Origin of the sequence: Streptomyces sp. NPDC058619, from assembly GCF_042717785.1 — a bacterium.
Lineage (GTDB): Bacteria > Actinomycetota > Actinomycetes > Streptomycetales > Streptomycetaceae > Streptomyces.
The window spans coordinates 164,311-185,470 of sequence record NZ_JBHXQN010000010.1 but is presented as its reverse complement, the minus strand read 5'-3'; the positions used below and the strand labels follow the sequence as shown (position 1 = coordinate 185,470).

At 74.4% G+C, this 21,160-nt stretch carries 22 protein-coding genes; 12 read left to right on the top strand and 10 right to left on the bottom strand.

Going from position 1 to position 21,160, the window contains the following annotated elements:
* Nucleotides 1-10 precede the first annotated feature (10 nt).
* Complete coding sequence (locus tag ACFWTC_RS13265) at nucleotides 11-607, bottom strand: CGNR zinc finger domain-containing protein (protein WP_383915515.1); 597 nt, start codon at nucleotides 605-607, stop codon at nucleotides 11-13.
* Between the two features lie 80 nt (nucleotides 608-687).
* On the opposite strand from ACFWTC_RS13265, the gene ACFWTC_RS13260 reads away from it, so the two are divergent.
* A complete protein-coding gene (locus ACFWTC_RS13260; RefSeq protein ID WP_384026971.1) occupies nucleotides 688-1,926 on the top strand; it encodes an MFS transporter in 1,239 nt (412 codons plus the stop codon).
* On the opposite strand, the gene ACFWTC_RS13255 is transcribed toward ACFWTC_RS13260, so the two are convergent.
* Genes ACFWTC_RS13255 through ACFWTC_RS13240 form a run of 4 tightly spaced genes read right to left on the bottom strand, consistent with a single transcriptional unit; the run spans nucleotide 1,862 to nucleotide 5,787 of the window.
* Nucleotides 1,862-2,461, bottom strand: coding sequence for a transglutaminase domain-containing protein (locus tag ACFWTC_RS13255; RefSeq protein WP_384026972.1), 600 nt, complete (start codon nucleotides 2,459-2,461; stop codon nucleotides 1,862-1,864). The genes ACFWTC_RS13260 and ACFWTC_RS13255 overlap by 65 nt on opposite strands.
* A 58-nt stretch (nucleotides 2,462-2,519) precedes the next feature.
* Nucleotides 2,520-3,614, bottom strand: a complete 1,095-nt coding sequence (locus ACFWTC_RS13250; protein ID WP_383915521.1) for a threonine aldolase family protein — start codon at nucleotides 3,612-3,614, stop codon at nucleotides 2,520-2,522.
* Nucleotides 3,593-4,354, bottom strand: coding sequence for an SDR family NAD(P)-dependent oxidoreductase (locus ACFWTC_RS13245; RefSeq protein ID WP_383915523.1), 762 nt, complete (start codon nucleotides 4,352-4,354; stop codon nucleotides 3,593-3,595). Before ACFWTC_RS13245 ends, ACFWTC_RS13250 begins: the two co-directional genes overlap by 22 nt.
* Nucleotides 4,355-4,380: 26 nt before the next feature.
* A complete protein-coding gene (locus ACFWTC_RS13240; protein WP_383915525.1) occupies nucleotides 4,381-5,787 on the bottom strand; it encodes a DUF6421 family protein in 1,407 nt (468 codons plus the stop codon).
* Between the two features lie 242 nt (nucleotides 5,788-6,029).
* On the opposite strand from ACFWTC_RS13240, the gene ACFWTC_RS13235 reads away from it, so the two are divergent.
* Together ACFWTC_RS13235 and ACFWTC_RS13230 are read left to right on the top strand one after the other, a co-directional pair.
* On the top strand, nucleotides 6,030-6,734 hold the full coding sequence (locus ACFWTC_RS13235) for a PadR family transcriptional regulator (RefSeq protein WP_384026974.1): 705 nt from the start codon (nucleotides 6,030-6,032) through the stop codon (nucleotides 6,732-6,734).
* Nucleotides 6,735-6,925: 191 nt separating this feature from the next.
* Nucleotides 6,926-7,618 carry a glycerophosphodiester phosphodiesterase gene (locus ACFWTC_RS13230; RefSeq protein WP_383915529.1) on the top strand — a complete coding sequence of 231 codons (693 nt, stop codon included), beginning with the start codon at nucleotides 6,926-6,928 and terminating at the stop codon, nucleotides 7,616-7,618.
* A 21-nt stretch (nucleotides 7,619-7,639) separates the two neighbouring features.
* Here ACFWTC_RS13230 and ACFWTC_RS13225 read toward each other — a convergent pair whose 3' ends face one another.
* Nucleotides 7,640-8,179, bottom strand: a complete 540-nt coding sequence (locus tag ACFWTC_RS13225) for a GNAT family N-acetyltransferase (protein WP_383915531.1) — start codon at nucleotides 8,177-8,179, stop codon at nucleotides 7,640-7,642.
* 146 nt (nucleotides 8,180-8,325) lie between these two features.
* Here ACFWTC_RS13225 and ACFWTC_RS13220 point away from each other — a divergent pair, with 146 nt between their 5' ends.
* The 4 genes from ACFWTC_RS13220 to ACFWTC_RS13205 all read left to right on the top strand — a co-directional run bounded on the left by ACFWTC_RS13220 (nucleotide 8,326) and on the right by ACFWTC_RS13205 (nucleotide 11,355).
* Nucleotides 8,326-8,901, top strand: coding sequence for a DUF5134 domain-containing protein (locus tag ACFWTC_RS13220; protein WP_383915533.1), 576 nt, complete (start codon nucleotides 8,326-8,328; stop codon nucleotides 8,899-8,901).
* An 81-nt stretch (nucleotides 8,902-8,982) separates the two neighbouring features.
* Nucleotides 8,983-9,921 carry a M56 family metallopeptidase gene (locus ACFWTC_RS13215; RefSeq protein ID WP_383915535.1) on the top strand — a complete coding sequence of 313 codons (939 nt, stop codon included), beginning with the start codon at nucleotides 8,983-8,985 and terminating at the stop codon, nucleotides 9,919-9,921.
* An 80-nt stretch (nucleotides 9,922-10,001) separates the two neighbouring features.
* The gene (locus ACFWTC_RS13210; protein WP_383915537.1) at nucleotides 10,002-10,688 is read left to right on the top strand and encodes a phosphatase PAP2 family protein; all 687 of its coding nucleotides are present in this window, start codon (nucleotides 10,002-10,004) and stop codon (nucleotides 10,686-10,688) included.
* Nucleotides 10,689-10,728: 40 nt separating this feature from the next.
* Nucleotides 10,729-11,355: a TetR/AcrR family transcriptional regulator gene (locus ACFWTC_RS13205; RefSeq protein ID WP_383915539.1), complete on the top strand. Its 627-nt coding sequence runs from the start codon at nucleotides 10,729-10,731 to the stop codon at nucleotides 11,353-11,355.
* Nucleotides 11,356-11,386: 31 nt separating this feature from the next.
* Here the strand turns inward: ACFWTC_RS13205 and ACFWTC_RS13200 are convergent, their stop codons facing one another.
* Nucleotides 11,387-12,868, bottom strand: a complete 1,482-nt coding sequence (locus ACFWTC_RS13200; RefSeq protein ID WP_384026976.1) for an LVIVD repeat-containing protein — start codon at nucleotides 12,866-12,868, stop codon at nucleotides 11,387-11,389.
* Between the two features lie 78 nt (nucleotides 12,869-12,946).
* On the opposite strand from ACFWTC_RS13200, the gene ACFWTC_RS13195 reads away from it, so the two are divergent.
* Together ACFWTC_RS13195 and ACFWTC_RS13190 are read left to right on the top strand one after the other, a co-directional pair.
* Nucleotides 12,947-13,606, top strand: coding sequence for a DUF305 domain-containing protein (locus ACFWTC_RS13195; protein ID WP_383915542.1), 660 nt, complete (start codon nucleotides 12,947-12,949; stop codon nucleotides 13,604-13,606).
* Nucleotides 13,607-13,659: 53 nt separating this feature from the next.
* Nucleotides 13,660-15,018 carry an FAD-dependent oxidoreductase gene (locus ACFWTC_RS13190; RefSeq protein WP_384026978.1) on the top strand — a complete coding sequence of 453 codons (1,359 nt, stop codon included), beginning with the start codon at nucleotides 13,660-13,662 and terminating at the stop codon, nucleotides 15,016-15,018.
* Nucleotides 15,019-15,082: 64 nt separating this feature from the next.
* On the opposite strand, the gene ACFWTC_RS13185 is transcribed toward ACFWTC_RS13190, so the two are convergent.
* The 3 genes from ACFWTC_RS13185 to ACFWTC_RS13175 all read right to left on the bottom strand — a co-directional run bounded on the left by ACFWTC_RS13185 (nucleotide 15,083) and on the right by ACFWTC_RS13175 (nucleotide 18,076).
* Nucleotides 15,083-15,427: an ArsR/SmtB family transcription factor gene (locus tag ACFWTC_RS13185; RefSeq protein WP_383915546.1), complete on the bottom strand. Its 345-nt coding sequence runs from the start codon at nucleotides 15,425-15,427 to the stop codon at nucleotides 15,083-15,085.
* Between the two features lie 148 nt (nucleotides 15,428-15,575).
* The gene (locus tag ACFWTC_RS13180; RefSeq protein WP_383915548.1) at nucleotides 15,576-16,676 is read right to left on the bottom strand and encodes an NADH:flavin oxidoreductase/NADH oxidase; all 1,101 of its coding nucleotides are present in this window, start codon (nucleotides 16,674-16,676) and stop codon (nucleotides 15,576-15,578) included.
* An 80-nt stretch (nucleotides 16,677-16,756) separates the two neighbouring features.
* Entirely contained in the window at nucleotides 16,757-18,076 is a 1,320-nt protein-coding gene (locus ACFWTC_RS13175) for a wax ester/triacylglycerol synthase family O-acyltransferase (protein ID WP_384026980.1), read from the bottom strand.
* Between the two features lie 271 nt (nucleotides 18,077-18,347).
* Between ACFWTC_RS13175 and ACFWTC_RS13170 the strand changes: the two genes are divergently transcribed.
* From ACFWTC_RS13170 to ACFWTC_RS13160, 3 genes are all read left to right on the top strand, one after another.
* Nucleotides 18,348-19,439: a WD40/YVTN/BNR-like repeat-containing protein gene (locus tag ACFWTC_RS13170; RefSeq protein ID WP_383915552.1), complete on the top strand. Its 1,092-nt coding sequence runs from the start codon at nucleotides 18,348-18,350 to the stop codon at nucleotides 19,437-19,439.
* Nucleotides 19,440-19,450: 11 nt separating this feature from the next.
* Nucleotides 19,451-20,137: a uracil-DNA glycosylase gene (locus tag ACFWTC_RS13165; protein ID WP_383915554.1), complete on the top strand. Its 687-nt coding sequence runs from the start codon at nucleotides 19,451-19,453 to the stop codon at nucleotides 20,135-20,137.
* 96 nt (nucleotides 20,138-20,233) lie between these two features.
* Nucleotides 20,234-21,148 carry a sirohydrochlorin chelatase gene (locus ACFWTC_RS13160; protein ID WP_383915556.1) on the top strand — a complete coding sequence of 305 codons (915 nt, stop codon included), beginning with the start codon at nucleotides 20,234-20,236 and terminating at the stop codon, nucleotides 21,146-21,148.
* The last annotated feature ends 12 nt before the right edge of the window (nucleotides 21,149-21,160 follow it).

The following is a 21,160-nucleotide window of genomic DNA, read 5'->3' as shown; positions in this document are numbered from 1 at the left end:
GCCCTCCGGTTCAGCGTTCCGCACCGGCCCGGCCCGCGGGACGGCCCGCCCCCGCGGAGCCCTCGCGCCTGCGGCGGCGGAGCGCCGCGACGCGGACCCGGGTGGCGCAGGTCGTCGAGCAGTAGCGGCGGACGCTGCCCGGCCCCGGGCCCAGGAAGAACCGACCGCACCCCCCGGCCGCGCACGCGCCCCAGGTGACGCGGCCGTACTCGCCGAGCATCTGCGCCAGGACCAAGGCCCCCGACGCCAGGAACCAGTCGCCCCAGCCGGCCTCCTCCCCCCGGTCGACGTGCAGGTGCCAGGGGTGGCCGTCGTGCCGGGTGAGCCGCGGCCGGGCGCCGCACTCCTCGAAGAGCGCGTTCAGCGCCCCCGCGACGCGGTCCTCGTCCGTCTCCGCGAGGACCGCCGCCATCCGCCGGGCCGCTGCGCGCAGTTCGGCGGCGGCCGCCTCCGGAAACTCCTCCTCGGTCAGGTCGGCCGGGCGCTCCCCGTGCGCGGCGAGGAGCCGGGCGAGTTCCGCGCGCGGCAGCTCCGGGGCGGCGCGGACCGCGTCGGCGATGTCGATCAGCCGCCGGGCCGCCGGGAAACCCCCTCTGGACTCCGTCATGGCCGCATCCTTTCCCCGTACACCCGCATGGCGTAACGTCTTGTGCGGCTATCACGTTACATCGTGCATGGGGGGCCGGAATGGGCGGGTTCGGGCGGTACCTGGCGGCGGCGCTGGCTGCGCGGTTCGCTTCGGAGGGCATGGCCATGGCCGTGGTCCTGCTCGCCCTGGAGCGCACGGGGAGCGCCTCGTACGGGGCGTTCGTCCTGACGGCCTGGCTGGCCCCGCACGTGCTGGCCGCCCCGCTCGCCGGGGTCCTCGCGGCCCGGACCGGCCGGCCGCGGCTGTTCTACCCCGGCGCGCTGGCAGGGTTCACGGCGGCCGTGGCCGCCCTGGCGGTGCTGCTGGGGCGGGTCCCGATGCCGGTGGTGCTCGCGGTGGCCGTGCTCGGCGGCACGTGCGGCCCGATGGTCACCGGCGGGCTGTCGAGCCTGGTCTCGGGGCTGGTTCCGGCGGGTCCGGCCCGCGACCAGGCGTACTCCTGGGACGCCTCCACCTACAACGCGGCCGCGGTCACGGCGCCGGCGGTCGTCGGCGTGGTCGCCGCCCTCGGCTCGGCCGGACCGGCGATGGCCCTCCTGGCTGCGTCGGGCGCGGTGGCGGCGGCGCTGGCCGCGACCCTCCCGTACGGGGTCCCGGGCGCGGGCCCGCTCCCCGGGCCGACCCGGGCCGGGCTGGGTGCGGGGCTCGCGGCCCTGTGGCGGGTCCGCGAGCTGCGGGCCGTCACCTCGGCCACGACGCTGGCCTTCGTCGGGATCGGCTCGCTGACCACCACCGCGGTACTGCTGGCCACCACCCTCGGCCGCCCGGGCGCGGGCGGCGTGCTGATGACGGCGTTCGCGCTGGGCGCGCTGGGCGGCTCGCTGACCCTGGGGCGCCTCACGTCGGTGGAACCGGGCCGGCTGGTGCGGTGGTCGCTGGCCGCGACCGGGGTGGCGCTCGCCGCGGCCGCCTTCACGCCGTCCGTCGCCGTCACGGCGGTGCTGTTCGCGGTGGCGGGGGTGTGCGACGGGCCGGTGCTGACGGCCACGCTGCGGATCCGCTCGGAGTACGCGCCGGACGCCGTGCGGACCCAGGTGTTCACCCTGGGCGCCGGGCTCAAGCTGACGGCCGCGTCGGCCGGGGCGGCCCTGGTGGGGCTCGCGGCGGACGCGCCCGCGTGGACGCTGATGACCGGGATCGCCGGATTCCAGCTCGCGGCGGCCCTGCTGCACGCCCTGGCGTCGCCGCGGCGGCCCGCGCCGGCGGCCGCGGCTACAGGGCCGTCGGCAGGTTCCGCCACAGCTCCGGCCGGTCGGCGGACCCCTGGAGGGCCGTGAGGGCGGCCGGGTGGGGGGCGGCGTACAGCTCGGGGTAGTCGACGTCGCCGCGCTCCGGGTGGACCGGGAAGGCGAGCCGTTCCCCGTCGAGGCTGAACCGCGCGTCCACCCCGGGCTTGTTCCCGCGCGGGTCCTGGCGGGACCAGTGCGGGCTGCCGGGCAGCCGGAGGGCGATCAGGCCGTGGACCACGTGGTTCGTGCCGTCCTCGTCGCCGAGGCGCTGGTAGCACAGGGCCGTCGGGATGCCGCGGGCCCGCAGCAGGGCGGCCAGGGCGTGGGACTTGGCGTAGCAGATGCCGTTGCGCGTGGCGAGGACGTCGGAGGCCCGCCAGGCGACGCGGAGGTCGCCGGAGTCCGCCGAGTGCGGGATGACGTCGCGGACGAACGCGAAGGCGGCGGCCGCGTACGCGGGGAGGTCGCCGGTGGCGTCCCAGAGGGCGTCGGCGGTCCCGCGTACGAGCGGGTGGCCGTGGTCGACGGCGTCGTCGGCCGCCAGATAGGCGGACAGGTCGGCGTGCTCCTGGATCAGCTTCATGATCCAGGAGCATACCTATGCGCTAGCGCGCATGACTATCGAGTTGCGCCGAGCCAGGTCAGCGGGCCAGCTCTTCCTTCAGCGCCTGGAGGAAGCCGTCGACATCCTCCTCCTGGGTGTCGAAGCCGCACATCCAGCGGACGTCGCCCGCCGCCTCGTCCCAGAAGTAGAAGCGGTAACGCTTCTGCAGCCGCAGCGAGACCTCGTGCGGCAGCCGCGCGAACACCGCGTTCGCCTGCACCGGGTAGAGGATCTCCACGCCGTCCGCCTCGCGCACGCCGGCGGCGAGCCGCTGGGCCATCGCGTTGGCGTGCCGTGCGTTGCGCAGCCACAGGTCCTTGGCGAGGAGCGCCTCCAGCTGCACCGACACGAACCGCATCTTGGACGCGAGCTGCATCGACATCTTGCGGATGTGCTTCATCTGCCGGACGGCGTCCGGGTTGAGCACCACCACGGCCTCGCCGAACATCATGCCGTTCTTGGTGCCGCCGTAGGACAGCACGTCCACGCCGACGGTGTTCGTGAAGGTGCGCATCGGCACGTCGAGCGAGGCCGCGGCGTTGGCTATCCGGGCCCCGTCCAGGTGGACCTTCATGCCCATGCCGTGCGCGTGCTCGCAGATCGCCCGGATCTCGTCCGGGGTGTAGACCGTGCCCAGCTCGGTGTTCTGGGTGATCGACACGACCTGCGGCATCGCCCGGTGCTCGTCCTCCCAGCCCCAGGCCTGCCGGTCGATCAGCTCGGGGGTGAGCTTGCCGTCCGGGGTCGGGACGGTGAGCAGCTTGAGGCCGGCCATCCGCTCCGGTGCGCCGCCCTCGTCCACGTTGATGTGGGCGCTCTCGGCGCACACCACGGCGCCCCAGCGATCGGTCAGGGCCTGGAGGGCCGTGACGTTGGCGCCGGTGCCGTTGAAGACCGGGTAGGCCTGCGCGTACGGGCCGAAGTGGCTGCGGAAGATCTTCTGCAGGTGCTCGGTGTACTCGTCCTCGCCGTAGGCGACCTGGTGGCCGCCGTTGGCGAGCGCGACGGCGGCCAGGATCTCCGGATGCACCCCCGCGTAGTTGTCGCTCGCGAAACCGCGCACCGCCGGGTCGTGGTGCCGACGGGCGTCGGTTCGCGCGGTCGCGGTCCTCACGGTTGCGGGGTGAGCCACAGACGCTGTCCGTTCACATCGGGTGCGGGCCGGTCCCAGACGCCGGCGATGGCCTCGGCCAGCTCCTTGACGTCCGTGAAGCCCGCGAACTTCGCATTCGGTCGCTCGGCGCGCATCGCGTCGTGCACCAGTGCCTTGATGACCAGGATCGCAGCCGCGGCGCCCGGCCCGTCCTCGCCCCCCGCCTTGCGGAAGGAGTCGGCCATCGCCAGCGTCCACGCCTCGGCGGCCGCCTTGCCCGCGTTGTACGCGGCGTTGTTGGCGACCGGCTTGTGCGCGCCCGACTGGCTGACCAGGACGTACCGGCCGCGCTCGCTGCGCAGCAGGGCGTCGTGGAAGGCGAGCGAGGTGTGCTGGACGGTGCGGATCAGGAGCTTCTCCAGGAAGTCCCAGTCCGCGAGGTCGGTCTCGGTGAAGGAGGAGCTCCCGCGCCAGCCGCCGACGAGGTGGACGACCCCGTCGACGTGGCCGAACTCCTTCTCGGTCTGCTCGGCCCAGGCCTTGGTGGCGGCCAGGTCGAGCAGGTCCACGGTGTCGCCGGTGATGGTGGCGCCGCCGTGGGCGTAGCGGGCCGCGTCCACGGCCTCCGCGAGTCGCGCCGCGTCGGCGTCGGACGCCACGACCACGGCGCCCGCCTCGGCGAGGCGGAGCAGGGCGGCGCGGCCCGCGGGCCCTCCGGCCCCGGCCACCGCCACCACCGCGCCGTGCAGGTTTCCGTTGCCGTTCCGGGAGCCGTTCATCTGTGCAGCCTCCTGTGGGCGGTCGCTCACGCGGCGACCCGCTCGGCCTCTTCGGCGTTGAGGGCGGTGATGCCCTTGGTCGAGGCGATCACGCCCTTGAGCTTCTTGGCGAGGGCCTCGTAGAACATGCTGAGCGGAAACTCGTCCGGAAGCACGTCGTCGACCAGCTTGCGGGGCGGCTGCGTCGTGTCGAGGGCGTCGGGACCCTTGGCCCACTTGGAGCCCGGGTGCGGGGAGAGGTACGTCGAGACCAGGTCGTAGGCCTTGAACCAGTGGACCAGCTTCGGGCGGTCGATGCCGGCCCGGTACAGGTCCTCGATCTCGGCGCAGAGCTGGTTGGTGACCTGCGGGGCGCGCATCCAGTCGATCTTGAGCTTGTTGTCCGTCCAGCGCACGACGTCGTGCTTGTGGAGGTACGCGAAGAGCAGCTGGCCGCCCAGACCGTCGTAGTTCCGGTTGCGGTCGCCCGAGACGGGGAAGCGGAACATCCGGTCGAAGAGGACGGCGTACTGGACGTCGCGGCCGTGCTCGTTGCCCTCGGACTCCAGCTTCACGGCCTCCTTGAAGGCGGTGAGGTCGCAGCGCAGCTCCTCCAGGCCGTACATCCAGAACGGCTGGCGCTGCTTGATCATGAAGGGGTCGAACGGCAGGTCGCCGTGGCTGTGGGTGCGGTCGTGGACCATGTCCCACAGGACGAAGGCCTTCTCGCAGCGCTCCTGGTCGCCGACCATGGCGGCGATGTCCTCGGGCAGCTCGATGCCGAGGATGTCGACGGCCGCCTCGGTGACCTTGCGGTAGCGGGCCGCCTCGCGGTCGCAGAAGATGCCGCCCCAGGTGAAGCGCTCGGGGGCCTCGCGGACGGCGATGGTCTCCGGGAAGAGCACCGCGGAGTGGGTGTCGTAGCCCGGGGTGAAGCCCTCCAGCGTGATGCCGAGGAAGAGCGGGTTGTCGTACCGGGTGCGCTCCAGCTCGGAGAGCCACTCGGGCCACACCATCTTCAGCACGACGGCCTCGAGGTTGCGGTCCGGGTTGCCGTTCTGGGTGTACATCGGGAAGACCACGAGGTGCTGGAGGCCGTCGGCGCGCTGGGCGGCCGGGTGGAAGGCCAGCAGGGAATCGAGGAAGTCCGGCACCCGGAAGTCGTCCGCGGCCCACTTGCGCAGGTCGGCGACGAGCGCCCGGTGGTACGAGGCGGCGTGCGGGAGCAGCGGCGAGAGCGCCTCGACGGCACTGACCGCGCGCTCGACGGCGGCCAGCACGGTGGCGCGCCCGTGGGCGCCCTCGGCCTCGAAGTCGATGGAGCCGTCCTTGCCCTGCCAGGGGCGGATCTCCTCCACGGCGGCCTTGAGCTCGGGCCACGCGGGGTGGTCGACCACCCGCGCCCCGGCGGTTATCGCGGCACCGCCGGCACCCGGCACAAGAGTTTCCGTCATGTCACTTCCTCCACAGGAGAACCTCACGTCGGCACAGGGTAGGCATGGGAGGCTCTTCTACTCAAGAGGTATCTCAGGAAAATGTCCTGCGTCACCCCCTCTCTCGCCGAAATTTTTCCCGTCATTCACGGTGGAAGCAGTCGCTCCGCCCCGTCTCGCCGTGCACCGACGCCATGCTCGGTGCGTAGGGTGACCGTCCTGGCCGCGACCGGGCCAGGACGACCTCGGGGGCACGCGCACACATGACCAGCAGTCAGAATCCGGCGGAGGCGAAGGAGTTGCCGCCGACCGCCTGGGCGGTCCTCGGCCTGCTCTCCTTCCCCGGGGAGCGGACCGGCTACGAGCTGAAGAAGTGGGCGGACTCCTCGCTCCGCTTCTTCTACTGGTCGCCCGCCATCAGCCAGATCTACGCGGAGCTGCGCCGCCTGGAGGAGCTGGGCTACGCGGCCTCCGCCCGCCCGGGGCCCGAGGAGGTCCGGGCCAAGCGGCGCTACGCGATCACCGACGCCGGGCGCGGGGCCCTGGCCCGCTGGGCCGCCGACACGGCCGAGGCCGGGCCCCCGGTGCTCAAGCACGGGCTGCTGCTGCGGGTCTGGCTGGGGCACCTGGCCGAGCCGGAGCGGCTGCGCGCGATGGTCGGCGAGCACATCGAGCGCACCCGGTGCGAGCTGGCGGCCGTGCGGGCGGCAGCGGAGCACGCGGACGACGTAGCGGAGTGGGCCTTCCCCGCCCTCGCCCTGCGCTGGAGCAAGCGGCAGCACCTGGCGGAGCTGGAACTGGCGCGGGCCCTCCTGGCGGATCTCGCCGATCCCGCGGGCCCGCCCGACCCGAAGCCCGGGGGCGGCCCGGCCGCCCCGCCCACCCCGCCGGGGGCCGGGGCCCCGGCCGGCGCGGAGGCCGCGGCACCTGCGCGTCAAGCCGGCGGGGACGCGCCCACGGCCGGGTGACGCGGCGTCCCCGGCACCGCTCGCGGCGGGCCGCACGACCCCGACGGGAAGCGGCCACGAGGGTCCTCGCGGGTCGCTGCACGGGCGGTCCCATCGCACGGCGGGCGCACTAGCATGCGACCTCATCGCGCGCGGCCGGTCGGGACACCGCCGCCGCGCGGGGAGCCGCCGTCGACGGAAGCGAGAGAACCTTGACTTTCCTCACCATCGGTCACCGCGGGGTCATGGGTGTCGAACCGGAGAACACCCTGCGCTCCTTCCTGCACGCGGAGCGTTCCGGCATGGACGTCATCGCGCTGGACGTCCGGCTGAGCAAGGACGGCGCCCTCGTCGCCCTCCACGACCCCGAGGTCGACCGGACCACCGACGGCTCGGGGGCCGTGGCCGACCTGACCCTGGAGGAGCTGCGCGCGCTGGACGCCGGCCTGGGCGAGCGCGTACCGGTCCTCGACGAGGTGCTGGAGGCGGTCCGGGCCCCGCTCCAGGTCACGGTCCGCGACCGGGCCGCCTCCGGCGCGCTCGCGGACCTGGTGCTCCGCCGCGACCTGACGGCGCGGGTGGAGGTGGCCTCCGGCGACGACGCGCTGCTCGCCGGAGCGGCCCGGCTGGTGCCGGGCGTACGGACCTCGCTGCACGCGGACCCCGTCGGCGGGGACAGCGGGGCGCTCGTCGCCCGGGCACTGGCCGCGGGCGCCGCGACGCTCGCCCTGGACATCCGGCGGATCAGCCTGGAGACCGTGGAGGCGGCGCACGCGGCCGGGCTGCGGGTGACGGGCCGGTCGGTCGACTCCCTGGACCTGCTGCGGCTCGCCCGGGCCCTGGGGCTGGACGGTGCCGCCACGGACTTCCCGGAGATCCGCAGCACGGGCCGCTTCACCGCCTGAGGCGGCGCGCCGCCGGAGGGTTCAGAGCGACTTGACCAGCAGCTCGAAGGCCAGGTCGTCGCGGAGCGGGACCCCGAAGCGCTCGTCGCCGTAGGGGAAGGGGCTCAGCTCGCCGGTGCGCCGGTAGCCGCGGCGCACGTAGTAGGCGATGAGCTCCTCCCGCACGTTCACCACCGTCATCCGCATCTCCTTGGCACCCCACGTCTCGCGGGCGCGGTTCTCGGCCTCGGCCAGGATCTCCTTGCCGAGGCCGGCGCCCTGCAGTCCGGGGCGGACCGCGAACATCCCGAAGTAGGCGTGGTCGCCGCGGTGTTCGAGCTGGCAGCAGGCGACGATCCCGCCCCCGCGCTCGACGACGACCAGGATGCCGTCGGAGCCGTCGATGATCTGGCGGACCCCCTGGGCGTCGGTGCGCTGCCCGTCCAGGTAGTCGGCCTCAGTGGTCCAGCCGGCCCGGCTGGCGTCGCCCCGGTAGGCGGACTCGACGAGCACCACCAGCTCGTCCACGTCCGCCTCCACCGCGGTACGGAAGGTCAGGTCTGCGGGGTCGGCGGTCGACATCGGTGGCTCCGTTCTGTGCGGTGGCACATGTGACGTGCCAGGTACGCCGAGGAGCCTAACCCGGGGCGGCGTGCGGGCCGTCCGGGGCGGGCATCTCTTCCCGTGACGCCGACGAACCGGGAGGTTCCGCCGTGCACGGTTCCGCCATGTCCCCCGCCGTCTCCTCCTGGCTGCTGGTGCTGCTGTGCGCGGCGAGCGGTGCGTACTGCCTGGTACGAGCGGGCAGAACGGCCCGGGACGCGCGCGGCGCGGCGGCGGGCGAGGCGGTGATGGGTCTCGGCATGGCGCTGATGGCCGTTCCGGTGGGGACCGGGGCGTGGGGGCCGCCGCTGCTGCTGGCCGTCTTCTGCGCGGCCGCGGCGCACGCCCTGTGGCTGCTGCGGGACGGCCCCCACCACGCGCACCACCTGGTGGGCTCGCTGGCCATGGCGTACATGGCGCTGACGATGACGGGCGGCGGCGGCCCGGGCCACGGGGGCGGGCACGGGAACGGCGCGGACGCGCCGCTCGTCACCGGGACGCTGCTCCTCTACTTCGCCGGGTACGTCCTGCTCGGCGGGGCCCGGCTGGTCGCGGCGGGCGGGGACGGGGACGGCCCGGGCCCGGCCGGAAGGGGTGGCGCGGCGTCCGCCGCGGCCGCCTCGCCGAGGTCGGCCGAGCTGGTCCGGGCCTGCCGACTCGCCATGGGCATCGGCATGTTGGCCATGCTGCTCACGATGTGACGCCCTGCGGAAACGTGTCGTGCGTCACCAAAGCCCCGAGCCCGTACCCGCAGGTAGGCCCGCGCTCATAGGCTGGCGGACATGATGGTCCCCGCCGCTCTCCTGCTGCTCGGCGCCCTGACCGCGGTGCTCGCCCCCCGCCTGCTGCGCCGGGCCCGTTGGCCCGAGCGCGAACCCGTGGTCGCCCTGTGGGTGTGGCAGTGCGTGGTGGCCGCGGTGCTCCTGTGCTTCGGGCTGTCGATGCTGCTGAGCGCGGCGGCCGCCTGGCAGGCGGTCCGCGGCCGGCTCTTCGCCGCCGCCCCGCACGGCGTGGTCGACGCCTACGCCCTCGGCGCCTCCGGCGGCACCTGGGCCACCGGAACCGCGCTCGCGCTGGCGGCCGGAGCGCTGTGGACCGGGGCGATGCTGGGCCGCGAGGTGCTACGGGCGCGCACCCGGCGCCGGTCCCAGGACTCCGAACTGCGTCTGCGGGCGCCGCTGTTGCCCGGTGAGGACCCGGCGGGCGCGCGGCTCGTCGTCCTGGAGGGCCCGCGGCCGGACGCCTGGTGGCTGCCCGGCGCGGCCCCGCAGCTGGTGGTCACGACGGCGGCCCTGGCCCGCCTCAAGGGAAGCCAGCTGGACGCCGTGCTGGCCCACGAGCAGGGCCACGCCGCGGCCCGGCACGACTGGCTGCTGCACTGCTCGCGCGCGCTGGCCCGGGGGTTCCCGCAGGTGCCGGTCTTCGCGGCGTTCGAGGCGGAGATCGACCGCCTGGTCGAGCTGGCCGCCGACGACGTGGCCTCGCGCCGCTTCGGGCGGCTGACGATCGCGCTGGCCCTGGTCGGGCTCAACGAGGACCGCGGGGTGTTCGGGCCGTCCCCGGCCCCGCAGGCCCACGTCCCGCACCGGGTGCGGCGGCTGCTGTCCGCCACGCCCCGACTGTCGGCCGCCCGGCGGCTGCGGCTGACGGCGCTGGCCGCGCTGGTGCCGGCGGTGCCGCTGCTGGTGGCGTTCGTACCGGGCCTGAGCGCGCTGGCGTAGCGGCCCAGGGCGCCCGGGGCGGCACCGTCGTGGGCGCGCCCGCGTCCGGCGCGGCGGCCGTCGGTGCGAGGATCGGGCGCATGCGGAACGACGACCTGCACATGCGCCGGACCGGCATCGGCTGCGTGTTGGCGGCAGTCGCCCTGACCGTACTGGTGGTGGCGCGGTGGGAGCCGCTGCTCTCGCTCGACGGCAGGATCGCCCGCGACCTGCACGCCCGCGCGGTCGCCGACCCGGGCACCACGCACCTGATGCGCGTGCTCTCCGACTGGGTGTGGGACCCCTGGACGATGCGCGCCCTGGCCGCCGCGGCCTGCGTCACGCTGTGGTGGCGCGGCGACCGGCAGCGGGCACTGCGGGTGGCGCTGGCCGCGGTGGTGGCGTCGGTGGTGCAGCAGGGACTGAAAGCTCTGGTGGGACGGGAGCGGCCACAGTGGCCGGACCCCGTCGACTCGGCGCACTACGCGGCCTACCCGTCCGGCCACGCCATGACCGCGACGGTGGTGTGCGGCATGCTGCTGTGGCTGCTCCCCGGCGCGACGCCGCGGTGGGCGGTCGCCTCCGCCTGGGCGGTGGCCGTCGTCTCGGTGCTGGGGGTCGGCTTCACACGGCTCTACCTGGGGGTCCACTGGACCTCGGACGTGCTCGCGGGCTGGCTCCTGGGCGCGGCCGTGGTGGCTCTCGCGACGTGCGCGTACGGCGGTCACGGGCGTGCCTGCTCTGGGCGATCCCCCGTGTCACCCAGAGCAGGCGACTCCGAACGCTGAGTATATTGGCTCAGAGCCAGTCAACGCAGCAGGAGCAAGCATGGTCCCGCGCAGCGCATCGGTCAATGAAGAATTGCGCAGACGTTCCAGGGAGCGGCTGCTGCAGGCCACGGTCGACCTCGTCGCCGAGCGCGGCTACGAGGCCACGAAACTCGGCGACATCGCCGACCGGGCGGGCGCGGCCCGGGGCCTGGTCTCGTACTACTTCCCGGGCAAGCGGCAGCTGCTGCAGTCGGCGGTGCACCGGCTGATGCACCTGACCCTGTACGCCGCGCTGGAGCGCGAACCGCGCCCCGCCGGGGCGGACGCGGGCCGCGAGCGCCTCGCCCGCGCCATCGACGCGACCCTGGGGCTGGCGCGGGACCAGCCGCGGCTGATGCGGACGCACATGGCGGGCATCCTCCAGGCGGAGGGGTTCATCCAGTGCCAGGAGCAGCAGCGGCTCGCCGAGCTGCTGCGGGACACCGTGGCCCGGTACGGCTCGGCCGACGTGGACGCCGACTACCCGCTGCTGCGGGCGCTGCTGATGGGCGCGGTGGTGGCGGTGCTGCTGCCGGGGGCGCCGATGCCGGCGTCCCGGCTGCGGGCCGAGCTGTTCCAGCGGTACGGGCTGGACTGGGAGCTCGGCGTCCCGCCGGACGGAGGACCGCCCGGCGGAACCCGCTAGGGGCGACGGCCCGCGGGCCGTCGCCCGGCCGCTAGTGGTACTCGGGCTGGGTCTGGACGTTGAGCCGGTCCATCCGCACCCACTTGGCGCTCACGGTCCGCCAGTCGTCGAGCCTCAGCACGTCGAGGCCCTTGGTGATGTCGTTCGAGTAGATGTGACCGTTGTAGTAGTACGCCGACCAGGATCCCCCGAGCCCGAGGGCGTCCGTGGTGAGCGGGCCGCGCTCGAAGTAGCCGATCTCCTTGGGCTTGGAGGAGTCGGTGAAGTCCCAGACCGAGATGCCGCCCTGGTACCAGGCCTGGACCATGATGTCGCGGCCGCCGCCGACCGGGACCAGCGAGCCGTTGTGGGCCACGCAGTTCTCGGTGTCGGCCTGGTGTCGCGGGATCTTGAAGTAGCTGCGGAAGGCGAGCTTGCGCTGGTCCCCGCGGCCGGTGATGTCGTAGATCCCGTCGGCGCCCCGGTTGGGGCCGGTGGCCTCGTTGCAGGTGGCGCCGCCACCGCCGCCGAGCTCGTCGGTGAACACCACCTTGTTCGCGCGCTCGTTGAAGGTGGCCGAGTGCCAGAACGCGAAGTTCACGTTGTCCTGCACCCGGTCGATGACCCGTGGCTGCTCGGGCCTGCTGATGTCGAAGAGGATGCCGTCGCCCATGCAGGCGCCGGCGGCCAGGTTCTTCGACGGCAGCACGGTGATGTCGTGGCAGCCGGTGGTCTTGGAGACGCCCGGGTTGGTGGGCCCGCCCGGGTTGCCGCCGTCCGGGAAGAGGATCGGGAAGGCGACGACAGCGGCCTTCGTCGGCGCCTTCTTCGGGACCTTCACCACGGAGATGCCGTCGTGCGGCGGCTTGCAGTCGGGGAAGGCCTCGTTCGGCGAGTAGGAGGCGACGTAGAGGTGGATGTCGCGGCTGCCCGGCACCAGGGTGTGGGTGTGGGAACCGCAGGCGGTCTCGACGGACTTGATGTACTTGGGGTTCTTCTTGTCCTTGATGTCGAAGATCTTGATGCCCTCCCACGAGGACTTCTCCGTGGCGGGCTGCGAGACGCTGTTGCACGAGTCGTCGCTGCGCGAGGAGTCGGTGGAGAGGAAGAGCAGGTCGCCGTGGACGGAGATGTCGTTCTGGCCGCCCGGGCAGAGCACCCGGGTGACCGTCTTCGGCGCCTTCGGGTTCCCGATGTCGTAGATCGTGAAGCCGCTGTAGTTGCCCGCGTACGCGTACCTGCCCTGGAACGCCAGGTCGGAGTTGATCACGGTCGGGTCGGCGCTCGGGATGTTGGCCAGCGGCTTGATGTTGGCGCTGTGCACGATCTCGTCCTGGCCGGGGATCTCACCCGGGGCGAGCTCCCGGCCCTCGACCAGGCTGGAACCCTGCTGTCCGCCGGTGCCCGGCGTTAAGTCACCCGGGTCGGGGGTGGCGGCCGCCGGGCCGGCGGCCAGGAGCGTGGCGAGGCCGGCCGCCGCGACGACCGCTCCCAGACTCCTTTTCCGCACTCTGATGGTGTGCAACGAGGTCACTGTGCCCTCCCATGGGAGTCCGATCGGTTCCGCGCCGGGTGGGCGCGGAACCAGGACCCCGGCAGTATCTTCCTTTCCATGGACATGGCAAAAGGGTTACTCGGCCGATTCTCCGGAGCGGTTGTGGCCGCCGGCCTCCTGTCGGCGCTCGCCGGCTGCCGGGCGGACGCACCGCAGGACCGGGCCGACGACGGCCGGGCCGTGATCGTCGCGCCGGGCAGGCCCGGCGAGAAGGCGCGCACCCTCACCCCCGAACAGGCCGCGCGGGAGAAGCCCGACGACAGCGCGAACGCCGCCGACCGCGCCTACGTGCGGAACATGGTCGAGCACCACCGGCAGGCCCTGACGATGAGCGCACTGGCGCCGACGCGGGCCGCGGCGGACGGCGTCAAACGCCTGGCGGAACGGATCACGGCCGCCCAGCAGCCCGAGATCGGGGCGATGGAGAAGTGGTCGGCCCTCCATCCCGCGCCGCAGTCGGACCCCGGCGCGCACCCGCACGACCACGGCACGATGCCGGGGATGGCGACGCAGCAGCAGCTGGCGGACCTGGCCGCGGCCTCGGGGGCCGACTTCGACACGCTCTTCCTGAGGCTGATGACCGCCCACCACGAGGGCGCCGTGAAGATGGCCGGCGAGGCACTGGCCGGCGGCAACAACGTGGCCGTCGAGGAGATGGCCAACGAGGTCGTGGCCACGCAGAGCGCCGAGATCCACCGGATGCGCGCCATGGGCTGACGGCCGCGCGACCCGGTGTCATGCTGGGGACCACCCGCGTGAGGAGCTCCGCCGTGCTTCGTATCGCCGTCGTCGGATCGGGCCCCAGCGGGGTCTACGCCGCGCAGACCCTGGTTCAGCAGCGCGAGGTGCCCGGCGTCCGGGTCGACGTCCTGGACCGGCTGCCGGCCCCGTACGGACTGGTGCGATACGGGGTCGCCCCCGACCACGAGAAGATCAAATCGCTTCAGGGCAGTCTGCGCGCCGTGCTGGAGGACGAGCGGATCCGCTTCCTCGGGAACGTCGAGGTCGGCGGGGAGGCCCTGTCCGCCGAACGGCTGCTGGAGCTGTACCACGCGGTGGTGTACTGCGTGGGGGCGGCGCGGGACCGGCTGCTGGACGTCCCCGGCGAGGACCTGGCGGGGGTGTACTCCGCGACGGACTTCGTGGCCTGGTACAGCGGGCACCCGGACGCCGCCGCGGCCGCCTTCGACCTGGCCCGGGTGGAGTCGGCGGTGGTCGTCGGCGCGGGCAACGTCGCCGTGGACGTGACCCGGATCCTGGCCCGGGGCGCGGCCGAACTGGCCCCGACGGACATGCCGCAGCCGGCGCTCGGCGCGCTCGCGGACAGCGGGGTGCGCGCGGTGGCGATGGTCGCCCGGCGCGGGCCCTCGCAGGCGAAGTTCACCACCAAGGAGCTGCGGGAACTGGGCACGCTGCCGGGGGTGGACGCCCGGGTGGATCCCGCCGAGCTGGCCCTGGACCCCGCGTACGCCGATCCGGGCGCGGCCGCCGCGCTGCCCGCGGTGGCGCGGCGGAACCTGGAGGCGCTGCGCGGCTGGGCGGAGGGCGGCCCCGGCGGCGCCCCGCGCGCGGTCACGCTGCGGTTCTACCTGCGTCCGTCGCGGGTCCTGGGCGGCCCGGACGGCCGGGTCACCGGGGTGCGCTTCGAGCGGACCGCCCCGGACGGGCGCGGCGGGGTGACGGGGACGGGCGCGTACGAGGACGTCCCGGCGCAGCTGGTGCTGCGTTCGGTGGGGTACCGGGGCGTCCCGCTGGCCGGCCTGCCCTTCGACCCGGCGCGGGGTACGGTCCCGCACGCGGCGGGCCGGGTGCTGCGCGCGGGCCGGGCCTCGGTGGGCGAGTACGTGGCGGGGTGGATCAAGCGCGGCCCGACCGGGGTGATCGGCACCAACCGCCCGTGCGCGAAGGAGACGGCGTCCTCGCTGCTCCAGGACTCGGGGCGGCTGGCGGGGCGCGAGCTGCCCGGCGACCCGGTGGACGCGATGCGCGCGGCGGGCCTGCGTCCGGTGCAGTGGCCCGGGTGGCTGGCGATCGAGGCGGCCGAGAGCGAGCTCGGGCGCTCGCTGGGACGCCGCTCGGTGAAGATCCCGGACTGGGACGGGCTGCTGGGCGCGGCCGGCCGGACGTAGGGCGGGCTGCCGGGTCGCGGCGGCCGGACCCGGAGCGGGCTGCCGGGTCGCGGCGGTCGCGCGGCTACGCCAGGCGGGCTTCCTCGGCGGCCGCCGCCGTGAGGACGGAGTCGAGGAGGCCCGGGAAGAGCGCCTCCAGCTCCTCGCGGCGCAGGGCGTTGAGCTTGGTGGTGCCGCGGTAGGTCTGGCGTACGACGCCGCTCTCCCGCAGCACGCGGAAGTGGTGCGTGGTGGTCGACTTGGTGACCGGCAGGTCGAAGTGCGAGCAGGCCAGGTCGGCGGCGGAGACGGCGAGGTCCCGGGTGATGGAGAGGCGGACCGGGTCGGAGAGCGCGTGGAGCACGCCCTCCAGCCGGATCTCGGCGGCCTCGGGATGGGCGAGGGCGCGGGCCGTGTCGTGTTCCGTCATGTCCCTGCTCCACTCGCTCGACCCACCCGGCTTGCTCGGCTCGCTCGACCAGCTCGCCGGGGCCCTTCGCGCCCGGCCCCATCGTACGAGAGCCGTCGTAGGACCGGTGGGGCGCGGCGCGGGCGGGCGCGCCCGCGCCGCGCCCGGTTCACCAGGAGCGGTGGTACTGCTCCGGGGTGCGGAGCTCCGCGCCCAGTTCGGCGGCCGCGCGGCGGGCCCAGTAGGGGTCGCGCAGCAGTTCGCGGCCGAGCAGCACCGCGTCCGCCTCGCCGTTGGCGAGGATCTTCTCGGCCTGCTCCGGCTCGGTGATGAGGCCGACGGCGGCGACCGGGAGCGAGGTCTCGGTCTTGACCCGGGCCGCGAACGGCACCTGGTAGCCGGGGCCGACCGGGATGGTCACCCCGGGGGCGAGCCCGCCGGTGGAGACGTCGAGGAGGTCCACCCCGTGCTCCTGGAGCAGGGCGGCCAGCCGGACCGTCTCGTCGGCGCTCCAGCCGTCCTCCTCCAGCCAGTCGGTGGCGGAGATCCGGAAGAACAGCGGGAGCTCCTCGGGCCACACCGCCCGTACGGCGTCGACCACTTCGAGCGCGAAGCGGGTGCGGTTCTCGAAGGAGCCGCCGTACGCGTCGGTGCGCCGGTTGCTGTGCGGGGAGAGGAACTCCCCGATCAGGTAGCCGTGGGCTCCGTGCACCTCCACGACCTCGTAGCCCGCGGCCAGCGCCCGCTCGGCGGCGGCCGCGAACTGCGCGGTGATCGCGTGGATCTGATCGGTGGTCAGCTCGTCCGGCACCGGGTGGCCCTCGTGGAACGGCACCGCGCTGGGGGCGACCGGCCGCCAGCCGTGGGCCTCGGGTCCGACGGGGGCGCCGCCCTTCCAGGTCCGGTCGGTGGAGGCCTTCCGGCCGGCGTGGGCGATCTGGATCGCGGGCACCGCGCCCTGGGACTTCACGAAGGCGGTGATCCGGCGGAGCGCCTCGACCTGGGTGTCGTTCCAGATGCCGAGGTCGTAGGGGGAGATCCGGCCTTCCGGGGAGACGGCGGTGGCCTCCTGGACGATGAGCCCGGCGCCTCCGACGGCGCGGGCGGCGTAGTGCGCGAAGTGCCAGTCGCCGGCCACGCCGGCGTTCGGGCCGGAGGGCTCGGCGCTGTACTGGCACATCGCCGCCATCCACACGCGGTTCGGGACGGTGACCGACCGCAGCGTGTACGGCGCGAACAGGGCGGCGAAGGCGGTGGGGGCAGCACTCATCAGGACTCTCCAGACGTCACCGGGCGCGCCGGGGATCGGCGGCTAAGTACGAAGCCCACCGTACTACGAATTGCCTCGTACTACGAGACCTCTCGTACAAGCGCGTCCAGCTCCGCGCGCAGCGCCCCGGCCAGGGCCGCCAGATCGGGTACGGCGGCCGCGTCGGCGACCAGCCCGTAGTGGACCGTCCCCTTGTAGGTGGAGACCGCGACGGCCAGGGACTGGCCGCGCGCCAGCGGCGCGAGGGGGTAGACCTCGCGGACCCGGCTCCCGCCGAGTGAGAAGGTCAGTCCGGGCAGCGGAACACTGGTGACCAGGATGTCGAAGAGCAGCCGGGCGGCCTGGGCGACGAGCGGGCCGCCGAGGCGGTGGCCGAGGGGGTGGACGTGGTCGGCGAGCAGGGCGACCGCCCCGGCGCCGCGGGCGGGCCCGGCGTCCTTGTTGCGGTCCATGGCGGCCCGCACCCGGTCCAGGCGCAGCAGCGGGTCCCGCTCGGCGAGGGGGAGGCGCAGCAGGTAGCCGGAGAGCCGGTTCCCGCCGCCGGACCCGGGCCTGCCGCGGCGGGAGACGGGGATCAGCGCGCGCGGGCCCGGCCCGCGGGGTGCGGGGTCGCCGCGCTCCTCCAGCCAGCGCCGCAGCGCGCCCGCGACCATCGCGATCAGCACGTCGTTGACGGTGCCGCCGGCGGCCTTGCGCACGAGGTTGACCTCGTCCAGGTCGAGGGCGAGGCCGGCGACCGCGCGGGCCCCGGGTCCGTCCGGGTCGGCGACGAGCGCCCCTGGCACGCCGAGCGGGAGCCCGGCGCGGGCGACGGCGGCGCCGATCTCCAGGGCCTGGCCGACGTCCTGCATCCGGGCGGCCAGGGCCCCGGGCAGCCTGCGCAGCGCGGAGTCGGCGTCCCGCTGGGCGGGGACCGGCCGGGCGGGGGCCCGCGGGGCCGGGCCCTCGTCGAAGAGCGAGGCCGCCAGCGCGAGCGCGCCGAGGCCGTCGGCGAGCGCGTGGTGGAACTTGAACAGCACCGCGAAGGCGTCCGGGCCGGGCCCGGCGAGCACGTGCGCCTCCCAGGGCGGCAGGTTCCGGTCGAGCGGCCGGGCCATGAGCGGGCCCGCGGCCTCGTGCGGGGTCGCGTCCCCGGTCCGTGCGAGAAACACGTGCCGCGTCGCGTCGAAGTCCGGGTCCGGCGACCAGGCGGCCGCTCCGACCGGCAGCAGCACGTCGTGGATCCGGCGGCGCAGGCCCGGCACGGCGGCGCAGCGGGCGGTGAGCAGTTCGGCGGCGCGCTCGGCGGCGCCGGGGCCGCCGGCCTCGAAGACGGCGAGGGCGCCCAGGTGCATGGGGTGGGCGGCGGATTCGATCCGCCAGAAGGCGAGGTCGAGCGGCGACAGGTGCTCCGTGGCCACGTAGGTCCTCTCGCATGCGACGGCAGTGGCCTGAAGTCAATCCATTCCGAACACCCCTATGCAAGCAGCAGTCATTTCTGTCGGGTAAATGATCGGGCAAATGATCTGCACCGATCAGCCCCGTGACCCCGGTGGCGCCCGCCGGTCCACTGTCGGTGGGCGGGTGCAGACTGGCCGGAAAGACCCGCACGGACCGCCGCACCGCGAGCGGGCCGGGCGGGAGCCCCGTAGGAAGACCCGCCGGGGACAACGACGTCCGGAGGTGCCGGCCATGGCCGACGTACTGCTGCTCGTGGGAACCCGCAAAGGACTCTTCGTCGGCCGCCGGCAGGGCGGCGGCGCGTGGGAGTTCGACGGACCCCACTTCAACGCCCAGGCCGTCTACGCGGTCGCCGTCGACCGGCGGGGGCCCGCGCCGCGGCTGCTGGTCGGCGCGGACAGCCTGCACTGGGGACCGTCCGTCTTCAGCTCCGACGACCTCGGGGCGACCTGGCACGAGCCGGCCGCGGCGGCCGTGAAGTTCCCCAAGGACACCGGCGCCTCCTTGGAGCGGGTCTGGCAGTTGCACCCCGCGGGCCCCGAGGCCCCCGGAGTGGTCTACGCGGGGACCGAGCCGGCCGCACTGTTCCGCTCCACGGACCGCGGCGACTCCTTCGAGCTCGTCCGGCCGCTGTGGGAGCACCCGAGCCGGTCCAAATGGGAACCCGGGGGCGGCGGGGAGGGCTTGCACACGGTGATCACCGACCCGCGCGACCCGGACGCGCTGACCGTGGCCGTCTCCACGGCCGGGGTGTTCCGCAGCGCGGACGGCGGCGCCAGCTGGTCGCCGTCGAACGACGGGGTCTCCGCGGTCTTCCTGCCCGATCCGCACCCCGAGTTCGGCCAGTGCGTGCACAAGATCGCCCAGGACGCCGCGGACACCGACCGGCTGTACCTGCAGAACCACTGGGGCGTCTACCGCAGCGACGACGCGGGGGCCCGGTGGACCGACATCGGCGGCGGCCTCCCCTCCGACTTCGGCTTCGCGGTCGCCGCGCACCCGCACCGGCCGGACACCGCGTACCTCTTCCCGCTCAACGCGGACTCCGACCGGGTGCCGGCCGGGCACCGGTGCCGGGTCTTCCGCACCCGGGACGCGGGCGCCACCTGGGAGCCGCTCTCCAAGGGCCTGCCCGACGGGGACCACTACGGCACCGTGCTCCGCGACGCGCTGTGCACGGACGACGCCGACCCGGCGGGCGTCTACTTCGGCAACCGCAACGGCGAGCTGTACGCCAGCCACGACGACGGCGACAGCTGGCAGCTGCTGGCCGGGCACCTGCCCGACGTCCTGTGCGTGCGGGCGGCCACGTTGGGCCAGTAGAGTGATCGACCGTGGCAGCACGACCGTTGAACGAGATCGTCGAGCAGGGCTGGGCCCGTGCTCTGGAGCCGGTGGCGGGGCAGATCGCCGCCATGGGCGACTTCCTGCGCGCCGAGATCGCGGCGGGGAGGAGCTACCTGCCGGCCGGATCCCACGTGCTGCGGGCCTTCCAGCAGCCGTTCGACGAGGTCAAGGTCCTCATCGTCGGCCAGGACCCCTACCCCACCCCGGGGCACGCCGTGGGCCTGTCCTTCTCGGTCGCGCCCGAGGTGCGTCCGGTACCGCCGAGCCTGGACAACATCTTCCTGGAGCTCCACCGGGACCTCGGCACCGGCCGCCCCGCCAACGGGGACCTGACCCCGTGGACGCGGCAGGGCGTCCTGCTGCTCAACCGCGCGCTGACGACCGCGCCGCGCCGTCCCAACGCCCACCAGGACAAGGGCTGGGAGGCCGTCACCGACCAGGCCATCCGCGCGCTCGCCGCGCGCGGAAAGCCGCTGGTGTCCATCCTGTGGGGCCGTGCGGCGCGCAACCTGCGGCCGCTGCTCGGCGAACTGCCGGTGGTGGAGTCCTCGCACCCCTCCCCCAGGTCGGCCGACTACGGCTTCTTCGGTTCCAGGCCGTTCAGCAGGACGAACGACCTGCTCATGGGCCTGGGTTCACAGCCTGTGGACTGGCGCTTGCCGTCAGTCAGTTGATCGTATCTGACATTCACCGGATAAATACGGACAGATGCCACCCGAGAAGGCCCTGCCCGAACACCCGGTTCCGATAAGCCAGTAGCATGCGGCGCCATGAGCTCCCCCACTGGGCCCGCAAATGGCCTGCCCGTACGAATGCCGCGACCCCGCCAGACCGGACGGCACCGCCGGCCCGAGCCCGCGGCGGCGCCCGAGGGCGCGCCCGCGCTGGTGCTCGCCGTGCCCGGTGCCCCTTCGGCCTCCTCCCGGAGCCTCGCGGAAGAGATCATCAGCATCGGCCGCTCCGAGCTGCCGGGCCTCGACGCCCGGATCGGCTTCATCGACGGTGACGACGCCTCCGAGTTCCCGTCGCTGTCCGGCGCGTTGGACGCGGTCGCGTCCGATCGCGCGGCGCGCGCGGAGTTCGCCCGCGCCGCCGGCCACGAGGTGCCCGCGCCGACCGGCCCGGACGCCGTGGTGGTACCGCTGCTGGCCGGTCCCGACGGCGATCTGCTGCGCCGGATCCGCCAGGCCCTGATGGAGTCCTCGGCGGCGACCGAGCTGGCCGACGTGCTCGGCCCGCACCCGCTGCTCGCCGAGGGTCTGCACGTGCGCCTGTCCGAGGCGGGCCTGGCCCGCGCCGACCGCGCCCGGCTCTTCACCGTGACCACCGCCGCCGACGGCATCGTGCTGGCCACCACCGGCGGCGAGGAGGCCGTGCAGGCCGCCGGGATCACCGGCATGCTGCTCGCCGCCCGCCTCGCCGTGCCGGTGAAGGCCGCCGCGCTCGACGAGGAGGGCTCGGTGGCCGCGGTCGCCGAGCAGTTGCGCCGCGAAGGGTCGACGCAGCTGGCCCTGGCCCCGTACCTGATCGGTCCGGAGGCGGCCGAGGGCCTGCTGGACACCGCCTGCAAGGATGCGGACTGCGCCACCGCCGAGGTGCTCGGCTCCTACCCGGCGCTGGGCAAGCTGGCCGTCGCGCAGTACTCCGCGGCCCTCGGGATCACGCAGGGCGCCGCGGCCCACTGACCCGCACCCCGA

Coding starts and splice junctions, on each gene's coding strand:
- ACFWTC_RS13265 (WP_383915515.1), bottom strand. CDS start 607: ATGACGGAGTCCAGAGGGGGTTTCCCGGCGGCCCGGCGGCTGATCGAC.
- ACFWTC_RS13260 (WP_384026971.1), top strand. CDS start 688: ATGGGCGGGTTCGGGCGGTACCTGGCGGCGGCGCTGGCTGCGCGGTTC.
- ACFWTC_RS13255 (WP_384026972.1), bottom strand. CDS start 2,461: ATGAAGCTGATCCAGGAGCACGCCGACCTGTCCGCCTATCTGGCGGCC.
- ACFWTC_RS13245 (WP_383915523.1), bottom strand. CDS start 4,354: ATGAACGGCTCCCGGAACGGCAACGGAAACCTGCACGGCGCGGTGGTG.
- ACFWTC_RS13240 (WP_383915525.1), bottom strand. CDS start 5,787: ATGACGGAAACTCTTGTGCCGGGTGCCGGCGGTGCCGCGATAACCGCC.
- ACFWTC_RS13235 (WP_384026974.1), top strand. CDS start 6,030: ATGACCAGCAGTCAGAATCCGGCGGAGGCGAAGGAGTTGCCGCCGACC.
- ACFWTC_RS13225 (WP_383915531.1), bottom strand. CDS start 8,179: ATGTCGACCGCCGACCCCGCAGACCTGACCTTCCGTACCGCGGTGGAG.
- ACFWTC_RS13220 (WP_383915533.1), top strand. CDS start 8,326: ATGTCCCCCGCCGTCTCCTCCTGGCTGCTGGTGCTGCTGTGCGCGGCG.
- ACFWTC_RS13215 (WP_383915535.1), top strand. CDS start 8,983: ATGATGGTCCCCGCCGCTCTCCTGCTGCTCGGCGCCCTGACCGCGGTG.
- ACFWTC_RS13210 (WP_383915537.1), top strand. CDS start 10,002: ATGCGGAACGACGACCTGCACATGCGCCGGACCGGCATCGGCTGCGTG.
- ACFWTC_RS13205 (WP_383915539.1), top strand. CDS start 10,729: ATGGTCCCGCGCAGCGCATCGGTCAATGAAGAATTGCGCAGACGTTCC.
- ACFWTC_RS13195 (WP_383915542.1), top strand. CDS start 12,947: ATGGACATGGCAAAAGGGTTACTCGGCCGATTCTCCGGAGCGGTTGTG.
- ACFWTC_RS13185 (WP_383915546.1), bottom strand. CDS start 15,427: ATGACGGAACACGACACGGCCCGCGCCCTCGCCCATCCCGAGGCCGCC.
- ACFWTC_RS13180 (WP_383915548.1), bottom strand. CDS start 16,676: ATGAGTGCTGCCCCCACCGCCTTCGCCGCCCTGTTCGCGCCGTACACG.
- ACFWTC_RS13170 (WP_383915552.1), top strand. CDS start 18,348: ATGGCCGACGTACTGCTGCTCGTGGGAACCCGCAAAGGACTCTTCGTC.
- ACFWTC_RS13160 (WP_383915556.1), top strand. CDS start 20,234: ATGAGCTCCCCCACTGGGCCCGCAAATGGCCTGCCCGTACGAATGCCG.